The organism is Brevibacterium sp. UBA7493 (assembly GCF_002479565.1).
Lineage (GTDB): Bacteria > Actinomycetota > Actinomycetes > Actinomycetales > Brevibacteriaceae > Brevibacterium > Brevibacterium luteolum.
Genome location: NZ_DLOD01000018.1, coordinates 15,140 through 27,144, shown reverse-complemented (window position 1 = coordinate 27,144; position 12,005 = coordinate 15,140). Strand labels below are relative to the sequence as shown.

The following is a 12,005-nucleotide window of genomic DNA, read 5'->3' as shown; positions in this document are numbered from 1 at the left end:
ATCACTGTATGGCTTTTGGCGGCTTCGCACAACGCAGGGGGCGGGCGGTACATTAGTGCCATGACCGAAAGCACTGTGCCGCGTACCACCGCCGAACGCATCGCCGCGTTCGAATCCCGTCGTCAGGCCGCGCACGCCGGAAACGAGCGTGCGGTCGCCAACCAGCACAAGCGAGGCAAGCAGACTGCCCGCGAGCGCATCGACCAGCTGCTCGATGACGGGTCGTTCCAGGAGATCGACGAGTTCGTCCGGCATCACAACACGCAGTTCGGGATGGAGAACAACCGGCCCGACGGTGACGGCGTGGTCTGCGGTCTCGGCACGATCGACGGACGCACCGTGGCGGTGTTCGCCCACGACTTCACGGTGCTTGGCGGGTCGCTGGCTGAGGCGAATGGCCGCAAGATCGTCAAGGTGCAGAAGCTTGCGCTCAAGCTCGGCTGCCCGATCATCGGCATCAACGATTCCGGTGGCGCCCGCATTCAGGAAGGTGTGGGCTCGATTGCGCTGTTTGCTGAGATCTTCAAGTGGAACGTGGCATCCTCAGGTGTCATCCCGCAGATCTCGCTCATCATGGGCCCGTCTGCGGGTGGCGCGGTCTACTCCCCTGCACTGACCGATGTCACGATCATGGTCGATGGGACCAGCCACATGTACATCACCGGACCCGACGTCATCAAGACCGTCACCGGTGAGGACGTCGGGCATGAAGAGCTCGGCGGTGGACGGACCCACAACTCGGTGTCCGGCAACGCCCACTACCTGGCCGCCGATGAGGCCGATGCGCTGAACTTCGTGTGCGATCTGCTGTCCTTCCTGCCGCAGAACAACCTCGACGATGCCCAGGACTTCGACGCTCCGGCCGATCTGACGGTTGATGATGAGGATCTGGCACTTGATGAGCTCATGCCGGATTCGCCCTCGCAGCCGTATGACATCCTCGATGTCGTCACCCGGGTGCTCGATGAGGGTGAGTTCCTGGAGATCTCGGAGCTGTTCGCTCCGAATGTGTGCACCGGGTTCGGACGCGTCGAGGGCACCACGGTCGGTGTCATCGCCAATCAGCCGATGCAGCTGGCCGGCACGCTCGACATCGACGCCTCGGAGAAGGCCGCCCGGTTTGTGCGGCTGTGCGATGCCTTCAACATCCCGATCCTGACGTTCGTCGACGTACCCGGGTTCCTGCCCGGCACCGACCAGGAGCTCGGCGGCATCATCCGCCGCGGCGCGAAGCTCATCTACGCCTATGGAGAGGCGACCGTCCCGCTCATCACCGTCATCACCCGCAAGGCCTACGGCGGCGCGTACTGCGTTATGGGCTCCAAGCAGCTGGGTGCTGACCTCAACCTCGCCTGGCCGAGCGCCCAGATCGCCGTGATGGGCGCCCAGGGGGCTGCCAACATCGTCTACCGCCGCAAGCTCAAGGCCGCAGGTGAGGCCGGCGAGGACGTCGATGCGCTGCGCGATGAGCTCATCCAGGATTACGAGGATGCGCTGCTGAATCCGTACAAGGCCGCCGAGGAGGGCTACATCGACGCGGTCATCAAGCCGAGCGAGACGCGCGAGCGGATCATCCGCGGGCTGCGCGCGCTGAAGAACAAGCACGTCGATCCGCCGGCTCGGAAGCACGGGAACATCCCGCTGTGAGTGACGAGCACGCAGAGAAACCGATCATGGCCAGCGACGCGGATCTCGACGGCATCGAGGTCAGCTTCGACAAGCAGGCCGGCAGCACGACGCTGTCGGCTGACGAGGAGCGCCGCCTGGCCCGCGCGGCTGTGGCGGCAGCCCTAGTGGCTGTGCGTCAGCTAGCCGGTGACGCCGCCGAAGAGCCGGTGAAGAAGGCTGGAGGGTTCGCCGATCCGAGGCGCAAAGTGCGCCGGCCCCTGCCGGCCAGCTGGCGGCGCCGCTGATGGTCTGCGAGCAGTTGCCGTATGAGGGTGTGCTCGTGACGGCGTTCGAGCCGTTCGGCGAGCATAAGACGAACCCAACGATCGCCGCCGCCGAGGCGGTGGCGCGCGAATGCCCCGGTGTCGTCACCGAGGTGCTGCCGGTTGAGTTTGAGGCAGCCACGGCGCGGATTCGCGAGCTCATGGACAGGCACCAGCCGCACACCGTCATCAGTCTGGGTCTGGCTGCAGGCCGGAGGGACATCACTCCGGAGCGTGTGGCGATCAATGTCATGGATGCTCCGATCCCCGACAACGCCACCGCCCAGCCGATCGACGAACCGGTCGTTGCAGGTGGTCCGGCCGCACACTTCCTCACCCTGCCGAACAAGGCGATCGTCCAGGCGCTTCGGGATGAGGGCATCCCGGCAAGCCTCTCCAACACCGCTGGCACGTACGTCTGCAATGCCGTCGCCTACGCTGCTGCGGAGAACGCACTGTCAACAGGCCGCGACGTACGCACCGGGTTCATCCATGTGCCCTCGGCAACCGGGCCGGAAGCTGAAGAGCAGTCAGCGCCGTCGCTGGCGCAGGAGGTCATCAGCTCCGCGATCGTGCTGGCCGTGCAGTCGGTACTGGCAGACCGCGGTCAGGCACCTGCTACCGCGATGGGAGCAACCGACTGACCGACGGCGTGGTCTGACCGAGGCGCACGTGCCCAGGGGCGAAGTCGATGACTGTCATGCCTTCCTGCTGGACGGCATGAACGGGCTCGCCTCTCCCGTCCAGGTGATGGCGAGTTCATCCCGTGCGCGGGTAGCGGCGACATAGAGCAGCGACCGCTCGCGCTGATCGACGTCGCGACTGGCTTCGTCAGAGAACCGCTCAGCACGCAGCGCTGCGGGGATCCCGCGATCGCTGATGCCGGCAAGCACGACATTCCGGAATTCAGTTCCCTTCGCGCGGTGCATTGTGAGCACCACAGGCTTGCCTCGCGCGGCCCGCCCGCTCGTGACAGCGCGGACGTCGACTCCACGTTCGGCCAATCCGCGCACGACAGCATCGCGTCGATGGCTCGACCGTGTGAGAACCGCCAGCTGCTCGGGTTTCAGTTGCGAGTCCCCTTCGCACTGCTCAAGCCATGTCCGCATGATTGCTGCGATCGTGTCGAATTCCTCACTCTCCCGGTCGTGGGGACAGAGCTGCGGGTTCGGTCCAGTTCGCAAGGAGTAATAGCCGAGTCGCGATTCGACTCGGCCCTCCATATCAGCATACGAGTTGTCTTCGCCGTCAAGAGGGACACCGTCCAGGACGGCGAGTGCGAACCGGAGAATCTGCTCGGTTGTCCGATAGTTCAAGGTCAGCCGCCGTGCGCGCCCTTGGATTCTGATGCCGAAATGGGACAGGACGAGCCCATGTCCGTAGATTCGCTGGTGAGAATCCTCAGCGATGAAGATGTCGTTTCTGCCGGTTCGCACCATCGAGCGGAGCAGCCGAAGATGCCCGACGCTGAGGTCCTGCCCTTCATCAACGAGCACGTGATCAGCCATGTAGCTTGCAGATCGCTCGCTGTCGCTGGTTCCAGGCTGGTCGATGGCTGCAGACCGGCCCCGGAGGATCTCGGCGGCAATGTGTCGCGTCTCTTCGAAATCAACGGAGTCTTCGATGTTGGCAGTCGATCGGTATGCTTCGACGACTTCCCATACATCTGCCCGCTGTCCGCGGGACAACCGCACTCCTCGGTTCGGACGCCGCACCCGCAGGTATTCAGCTTTGTCGGTGATGAGGTTCGGCAGCACGACGAGCTCATATTCGGAGCGGACGAACGCGCTCCCGTCACCGCGGTCGGGCAGTGTCACCCCTGTGTTCATAATCGCGTCATTCCAGGCCGCGTTGGCTGTCCTGGAGCGGATGTTCGCCCGTGCCCGGCCGAGCACTGCTGTCGTCGCAGTCCGCAGCTCCTCCTGCGATGCACCATCGACGACATGCGACGCCAGGCTGTCGATTCCGGCGACATAGATACCTGCGCCGCCTGGCCTGTCGGCAAGGACAGCCGTGGGAGCCAGCGTCTTGATCTGCGTCTTGAGCTCATCAGCCAGGTTCTTTGTGAAGGTCGTCAGTATGATCCGCGGGCTGGGAAGGTGCTTTGACAGCGCCTCTCGCTGCAACCGCACGGCACGATGCACGAGGACCACTGTCTTACCGGTACCGGCTCCACCGGACAGGCGGAAGGACCCGTTGTAGTCGCGCTGGGCCCACTTGCGCTGTTCGGGGTGAAGGAAGACACGCCATGCAGCGAAGTCGCCCCCTTCGATGGCAGCTCTGAGCTCGTCTTCTCCTTCGACGAACGCGAAGCTGAGCCGAGCAGCGTCAGTGTCGAGACCCTTGATGATCGCATCTGCCGATGCATCCGCGCTGGCGTCGGCATCCGCCTGCTGCTCCGGTTCGGCATCTGACGGTTCTGCAGGATCAGTCTCAAGACCGAGTCCTGCGCGCTCCTCATCGGTCTCTTCGCGGATTCCAAGTTTGAGCGCAACATCGTTGATGCTTGAGCCTGATGCGAGGTCCATGAGGGCATCTGACTGCCACTCGGGAATGTTCCCTCTGCTGAGCAGGTCAAGCAGCTCATTGACGGTCACCTGCTTGACTGCCTCTGTGACCAGCTCAGCTGAGAGACCAAGCCTGGCGGTCATTTCTTCAGCGCCGAGTTTGGTGAGAGTCCGACCGACGTGACGTTCGCCCACCTCTGGGACGACCTGGCCCGATTCAGCTCGTGGTGGAGTCTCCGTTTCAGCCAACGCAGGTTCAGCATCAGCGGCTGCTGGCTGTTGTGCCTCGCTGTCGCTACGACCCTTCACCTGTGGTTCTGCAGCCTGGACATACTCCATGTTGGCAACATCGGGCATGGATGCCTCGACAAGTTCGGTCACTCCGTTGATCGGATTGACCTTGAGCGATAGGCGCTCCGCCTTCTTGTACGCGTCATCGTGTTGGTACACACCGATGAGCACGTAGTGTTTGCGCGCGTTGTTCGACGATGTCAGTCGAAACATGACTGCGCGCAAGCTGTCGTCGACACGCCCTGTTCTCACATTCGGGTCTGCCGCGCCCTTTGGCCGCTTGATGTCGAGGCCCGGCAGCGAGTCATCTTCCTGAACTTTGAGCACGAAGTCCAGCGTCTTCTTGCGCATCGATTGATCGGCGTTCTTCACGCCTGTATGGATGATCACTTGTGCTTGCGCCATCAGCTGTCCTTCTCGTCAGTGGGGTGCCTGTCCGCTGCGTATGGGGAATCAGTTTCTGTGTCCGTCCGCCTGCCCTGGGCAGTTGCTTCTCTCAGCGCAGTCTCGATAGCTGCAGCACCAGCCGCAACGGAGTTCTGGCTGACGGCGACAAGGGTCCACCCACCGGCGGCAATCGCATCCTGCAGTTCCGCGTCCGGCTCGATGACGACGGCGATCCGGGGCTCTGGCCACGCCAGGTCGATGGTCCAGCCCTCCGCCGGATCCTCATAGCCGATCTCGGGTATGACGCTGACACCCATTGCGGCCAGGTGCGTGACGAGTTCCCGCTCGTCGTCGAGCAGGTTCTCGTCATCGGCCAGTTCCTGCCACCGAACCTTGATGCTCCCGTCGGCGTCGGAGCCGCGTGGTACATGGATGTCGTAGATTCGCTCAGTTCCCTCATCGGTCGGCGGCGCTACCGTGTGTCTGCGCATTTCGGCCTCGGCTTCGACGGAGGAGACGGCCACGTCCGCGGTCTCGCGAGCCAGGTTGAGCAGTGACCCCAGATGCTGCCATCTCAGCCACGACGAACGGAAACTGTCGGCGGTGATTTCGCTGCTGCGATCGTCAATGACCAGTGCAGCTCTGATAGAGACTCCTGGGACGATGACGATCCCCAGCGAATCCCGGATGTGCAGAACAGCTCGCTGTGAGTCAGGCAGAACATTTTTCGTCAGACGGGTGAAGGGCTGCTCCCCCGTCAGTTCATCAGCGAGCTGTTCGCTCAGAGACGTGCCCGGTTCGACAAGGACATGTTCGGTCGACCACTGCGCATTGTTCATAGCGAGCGCCATTGGCAGTCCGGAAGCAGCAAATGCCTGAATCGCAGCAGCCTCGACTGCCACCGGTGCCTGTGCAGCGGGACTCGACGCAGCGAATCCCGCGCTCATCCTGCCACGCCCCGTTGCGGACGTGTCGTCGATCATCCGAGCCCACGCCAAGATGAGTTCGAAGGGGTTGACAAAGAGTTCAGATGCCGCATCAGGCAGTGTGACGTCCTGCATGCTGCGGATTCTGGAAAGTCTGTCGAGCGGAATCTGACTCATCCAGTCTCCGGCGACCCCGCTGCGCGTTCCGAACTCGCGGCTGGCAGCGGCTTCGTCTACCGTGCTGTCGACCGTCCGCGTCAGCTGTCCGGCTCGGATGTCCTCAACGGAGACAGCGATCGCTGGAATGCCGCCGAGCTTGAGACCAGCACGCTTGCGGGCATCATCGGCGACCCGGTTGTGCCCGGACGTGGCGTGATAGGTGAATCCGTCAACATAGATTGCCAGAGCTGGCACGTGCGGGTGGGTGCACCGCAGCAGATAGTCGGGTCGCGTATCTCCGATCAGCTCCTGCGGGAGCAGACGCCATCTGAGATCCGAAGCTGGAGAGGCGAAACGCAGCTCGGTGAATCCATTGGGTGAGGCGTACTGGCTGACCTGGCAGCCCTCATGTGCCAACCGTTCCCGGAAGGCGTTGAGGAACTGTGATTCGAGTGCGCTTTCCGGTGTGGGAGATGGTGGTGGAACGTCAGTCGGCTTCCACTGCATCGCAGCGGAGTCGTCGATCAGGTCGCCGTCCGGAGCAGCCGGCCCGCCATGCAGGAGGGCTCGAAGTGTGTTCTCCGCCGACTGGCGAGAGACGCGATCCTCCGAGCCGTAGGCGGCGTATGGCAGAAGGCAACTGGCACAGGCGATCTGCTTCCCCCGGCACGTACAGCTCCGGACGATCGTCAGCGCAGATGCGAGGATGTCCCACAGCTTCTGAGGACGGCACAGGTCAGCCAGATACCCAGTTCCGCCCGGCACTGTGTCGTGCACGAGCACCGCTGGTGCAGTCTGACCAGACTCCAGCGGTTGGCGGGTTTCAAGCAGGTCGATGTGCTGTGGGTTTCCGCCGAGAGACTCACGCAACCCCAACCGCAATGCAGCTTGGAAGCTCGGAAGCATAAGCTCATCACCGGTGACCAGATCGTAGGGGAGCCGCAGCAACGCACCCTGTGTCCGGAGCTCATGCGTGAGTGCCACGCTTTCGGTCTTCTCTTCCGCTGCATCTCGCAGATGACACCATGGTCGATGATCTTTCCGACTGTTGCTTCCGAGCGTTCGATCCAGCACACCGCATGCAGCGCAGACTGTGAACAGGCTCGCTGTCCGCTGCGCTCCCGCGATCTGCAGACTGCGAGCGCGCCGCTGCGTCCCGAGGTTCACCGTTGTAATCGTCACCTGCCGCAGGTAGGTGACACCGAAATCGTAACCGTCGGTGAACCACTGCTCGGAGATCTGTGCCGGATCGATATCGGCGGTCCGGACGAGGGAGAACATCCGTCTGGCACGGTCGTCTTCGCGGTCCGAGATACCGGCTTCGTCCCTGTTGACCATGGCCATCGCCCGGCGGAAGCGCACAGCTTGAATACGCTGTCCGCGATCGCTGATCCCGCGTGCGCCGCAGCGCGGGCACGTCGTTGGGGCTTCGGTGCCATGAACATCGTCGTGCGAGGTATGAACGTATCCGCACTCGGGGCAGAAGGCGATGGTATGAATGTCCTCGTTCTGCACTCCCAGATCGAGGGCGTCGATGCGGATCTGCAGACCACTTCCGTAGTAGACGGCGCCAGGTGCAAAGTCTCGCAGTGCGGTGCTGGCGCCACGCTCAAAGGTGATGGCTTTTTCCTGCCACTCGTCGGCGATGTCCTCTCGCCAGCGAGCAAGAACATCGAGTTGCACTGAATCGTCGATCAGTGTGTAGTTCGGCAGCAGCTGTGCGCTTTCAAGTGCACTGACCCAATCGACTCTGCGCATCTCAGCGAGCGCGTTCGTCGTCGCTCGCCAGGCTGAGCGAAGCTGGCGCAGGTCATCTTCGTCGTCCTCTGCCAGCTCGTGGTTCTCGTCCAGTGTGGCGAGACGATCGAGCTCGGGCTGAATCTCACTGAGTCGGCGGCCCAGTGCTTCCTCCCGCGCCTTGTAGGCACGGTGAGCTCGATAGACGTCTTCCCGAATGCCACTCGTGTTGCCGCGAGGTGCAGCCCAGTCACGGAGTTCCTCAGCTGCTAGGTCGATGTGCTCGCCGAACGCCTCAAGGAACTGTTCCAACAGCTCAGCGTGCTTGGTTTCGCCCAGGTCGATGACGGAGTTAAGCAGCGTGCTCTGTCCTACCTCTGGACGGAAGAGAGCCGAGGCGTTAGCTGGATAGTCGCCTTCTGCAGCAGCAACAGACACAGTTGTCAGCTCATCCGTGCCAGGGCGGGCGGACTCGCCGGCGAGAATGTCGAACAGAAAGGCGATGTACTGGCGGCGGATGATCTCCACCGCGTCGAGAAATGTAGCCGGTGGCCGCACCGCTCCATCAATTGTCGCAAGCGGGTTCTCCAGCATCGGCCGCTGCCGGCCGTAACCATGCACGAACGCAAGCAGCAGCGCATTGCCCGTCTGTCTGCCCGCTCGTCCGACACGTTGCACGTAGCTGGCGACTGTTGGCGGCAGGGACGACAGCATGACACACGACAGATCGCCGATGTCGATGCCCATCTCCAGCGTCGGAGTGGCGACGAGGACATTGGCGGCTGAGGGATCAGAGCCTCCTCGTTTGAAGCCGTCTTCGACTTCCTTGCGAGCCTTCGAATCGAGAATCGACGAATGCTCACGAGCGACGATGCGCAGCTGGTCGTCGCCGGTGTAGAGCCGCCGGTAGAAGTTGTCTGCGACTTCTTGTGGAAAGAGCTTGCCGGTGCAGGTGACGAGCATGCAGGGAGTTCCGGTCAGTTCGCTGCGAGCGCACTCCCCCATAGGAAAGTCAGTCTGGCACACACTGCAGGCCAGCACTGTCGCGCCTTCGCTTTTCGCAAGGCGCACGCGTGCCGGTTCGAGGCCGAACGCTGTTCCTTGCCGATTCAGCACCGCAGTCACCCTCACTGGGCCAGCTGTGCCGCCTTCGTGAAGAGCAAGAGCCTTGAGCAGGTTGAACGTCAGGACAGCGGCATGCTGTCGGCTCACGCCTAGGCTCTTTGCTCCGTATCGGGCGAACCACCCTTGCGCGTCGCTGACCTTCTCAAACGAGGTATCGTATGAGGGGCTGGGGCCGGTGTAGGCGAACGCAGGCGCTGCTCGCCCTGCAGGAAAGGCAGGCATTCCCTGCCCACGGTTGCGTCCTCCCCATATTCGGTACCGACGACCAGCTTCTGCAACGTACTGTTCCAGCCATTCGTGGTGGATCGCTCCGCGCATCCGAAGATGCTCTGCCACGCCTCGCACCCACGCGATGCGCTCTGTTTCCGTTGGAAGGACCCCTACCTGCTGATCCTCGCTGTCGACGAACAGAGATTCTGTCAGGGACGCAAGGTCATCGGCGGGTGGCAGCTCGACATACGCTTCTGAGGTGCCCGTCAGTTCGAGCGTACGACCGACCCGGTTCTGCAGGCCGAACTCCAAGGCAGCGTCGAATGCCAGCCGGCGTCGAACGATGGTCATGGCCTCCTTCGAGCTGCCCTCTCGAGATTTGCCAGTCAACGGTGGACCTTCGTTCCTCCACCATCTCTGAACACCAGGAAATCGGTCAGTTGTCAGCTCTGGAGCGAGAAGCCGGTAGCGCAGGTTCGGGTCATCGCCGGCTTGCCGGAGCATGACATCAGCGACGTCGTTCAGCGTCGGTCCTTCAGCCGCGGCCGCTGCGAGTGCGGATCGGGATGTGAACGTGTGGGATCGTGCCTCGATGAAGCCGGCGCGGTGTGCTGCGTCTTGTACGGAGTCGGTGAAGACCAGTGACTTCTTCTCATCGGGCGGCAGCTGGGAATCGCTGAAAAGCGTCGAAAGACTCACCGACAGAAGTGTGGCGATTGCAGCGCCGAGAAATCGGATCGAGTCGCGTTCGCCGCATGCCGGGCATACGTCGTTGAGCCCACGTGTTCCACCGTCAGCTGTCAGATCAGCCAGGACAGGGAGATGGTCGCCACGAGCAATCTCGTCTTCAAGATCTGGGTTGATCTCACCGGGTCCGAAAGCGTCGTCAGGAGGTGTCAGGTCACGCTGACGAACCCGGAAATCATGGAGAAATGGGTGTTTGACTGGTATATCCGGCGACGAGTTCGCAAACGAATCAGCCTCACCCTCTGCTGACAGAAGCACGCGGTACCGTTCATCGTTCTCAAACCGCGAAGCTCTGATCTTCCGGTCCCTATCCGGATGGTCGAGTCCGTGCCCGTCGGGGCTGAGAAGCACTGCCCATCCTGAACGGCCGCAGTTTCGGCAGAAGACTGCAGGGAAGCTTCCGCGGTGCTCGTTGTCAGCCCAGTCTTCAGTGGCTTCAGCATCGGCATCTGTGACGGTGTCGTCTGACCACCGAAAGGCGATCTTCCCTCCTGCCACGCGGTCGATCCGCGTAAGTTCACGGACCCACATGTGGACGTCGATCGTCAGGGCATCCCGCCCCGTCTGCGCGCGCACGTGCGAAAGCAGCGCCAGCACTGCGCTGAGGTAGTCGGCTGTTGTCATCAGACGATCCGCGAGCGCGTGCATCGGCTGGGCGTGGACCGTCAGCGCAGCCAACTGTTGGATTGACGGATGGTGGCGGAGCAACTTGGCCATCAGCTGCGGTTCGAAATCGCTTTCCGCCACGGCGGCGCTGAGTTCAGGCCATCTGTCCGGCGTGGTCAGGAGTGTGACAGCGGTTCGGCCAATCGTGTTCAAGGAGGTCTCGCTGCTGTCGAAGATGAAGTGGACCGCGTCATCGGGCGGTATCGACTCAATGTCCTGATAGGCGAGATCGTCCACGGAGAACCCGGGGATCAGATCAGGGTGCGGTTCACTGAGCGGGTCGAAAGTCAGCCGAGTCCACTCTTCGACGGTATAGCGCGACTCCGTTACGACAGCATCGGTACCGATCCGCTCACCGAAGACTGCGTCAGCAAACTCAATCAGCGCCGTCGGATCCCCCTCATCTCCCAAGGTTGCCGACGTGCCGACAGGCGTGATCCTGCCAAGCGGCCGAGTGCGATGCTCGTCAGTGAGTTTGGGGTGGGACTCGGGCCATCGTCGCTTGAGTGCCGCGCCAAGGCGGCGCAGCAGCATCGCGACGTCGGTTCCCTGCGCCCCGTCGTACGTGTGGAACTCGTCGAGCACAAGGTATTGGAGGCTGAGTGCACTTGCGTCGAAGATGCCCTGGTCTGCGGGTCTGAGGAGGAGCCTGTCGAGCATCTTGTAGTTGGTCAGCAGAATGTCCGGTGGCTCTGCCCGCAGCGTCTCACGGTCGGTGATGAGTCCATCAGCGGTCACCATTGACCGGCCCGAATCGCCGCTGTCACCGACATAGAGGCCGGCTCTGATTCCAGCGAACTGGGGGTCTTCGACGAGCATCTGGGAAAGCCGCTGCGCCTGGTCGAGAGCGAGGGCATTCATCGGATAGAGGATGAGCGCACTCATCCCGCTCTGCCCTGCCCGCCTCTCACGGCGGATGTGGTCGAGGATCGGGTATAGGAACGCCTCAGTCTTGCCGGACCCGGTTCCTGTCGTCACGATGGTGGGCTTCGGCCGCTCCGCTGGATCAAGGCCTTTGGAGCTCAGACGGCGGAAAGCCTCAGCCTGGTGGCCGTACGGGCGGTACTTGCCGGGCACAATGTCGAGTGCGTTCTGCGCATCTGCCACCGGTTTGAAAGGTGTGCGGGTGCGCACGAAAGGTCCGGTGAAGATGCCCGATGACGGGTCGGTGAGGAAGTCGTCAAGAGCCTGTTGGGCAGCTCGATCAGCAAGGGAGAACGTCGTCGTGAGGTATTCGCTCAGACTGCGCCGGATGCTGGCTGCCTGAAAAGTCGGCAGTAGGCCCACCTGCGACATGACGCCTCCTTCCTCTCCTCGTC

At 62.5% G+C, this 12,005-nt stretch carries 5 protein-coding genes; 3 read left to right on the top strand and 2 right to left on the bottom strand.

Translation table 11 applies throughout. From position 1 onward, the window contains the following. Positions 1-60 precede the first annotated feature (60 nt). From B4E96_RS11520 to B4E96_RS11510, 3 genes are read left to right on the top strand one after another with little or no spacing between them, the layout of a single operon-like run. Positions 61-1,647: an acyl-CoA carboxylase subunit beta gene (locus tag B4E96_RS11520; protein ID WP_286957666.1), complete on the top strand. Its 1,587-nt coding sequence runs from the start codon at positions 61-63 to the stop codon at positions 1,645-1,647. Then, positions 1,644-1,913, top strand: coding sequence for a hypothetical protein (locus tag B4E96_RS11515; protein WP_286957664.1), 270 nt, complete (start codon positions 1,644-1,646; stop codon positions 1,911-1,913). The genes B4E96_RS11520 and B4E96_RS11515 overlap by 4 nt, the downstream gene beginning before the upstream one ends. Before the next feature lie 35 nt (positions 1,914-1,948). Further along, the gene (locus tag B4E96_RS11510; protein ID WP_286957663.1) at positions 1,949-2,575 is read left to right on the top strand and encodes a pyroglutamyl-peptidase I; all 627 of its coding nucleotides are present in this window, start codon (positions 1,949-1,951) and stop codon (positions 2,573-2,575) included. A gap of 54 nt (positions 2,576-2,629) precedes the next feature. Here B4E96_RS11510 and B4E96_RS11505 read toward each other — a convergent pair whose 3' ends face one another. Beyond that, positions 2,630-5,134 carry a UvrD-helicase domain-containing protein gene (locus B4E96_RS11505; RefSeq protein ID WP_286957661.1) on the bottom strand — a complete coding sequence of 835 codons (2,505 nt, stop codon included), beginning with the start codon at positions 5,132-5,134 and terminating at the stop codon, positions 2,630-2,632. Then, positions 5,134-11,982: a DEAD/DEAH box helicase gene (locus B4E96_RS11500; protein ID WP_286957660.1), complete on the bottom strand. Its 6,849-nt coding sequence runs from the start codon at positions 11,980-11,982 to the stop codon at positions 5,134-5,136. The genes B4E96_RS11505 and B4E96_RS11500 overlap by 1 nt, the downstream gene beginning before the upstream one ends. Positions 11,983-12,005: the final 23 nt, after the last annotated feature.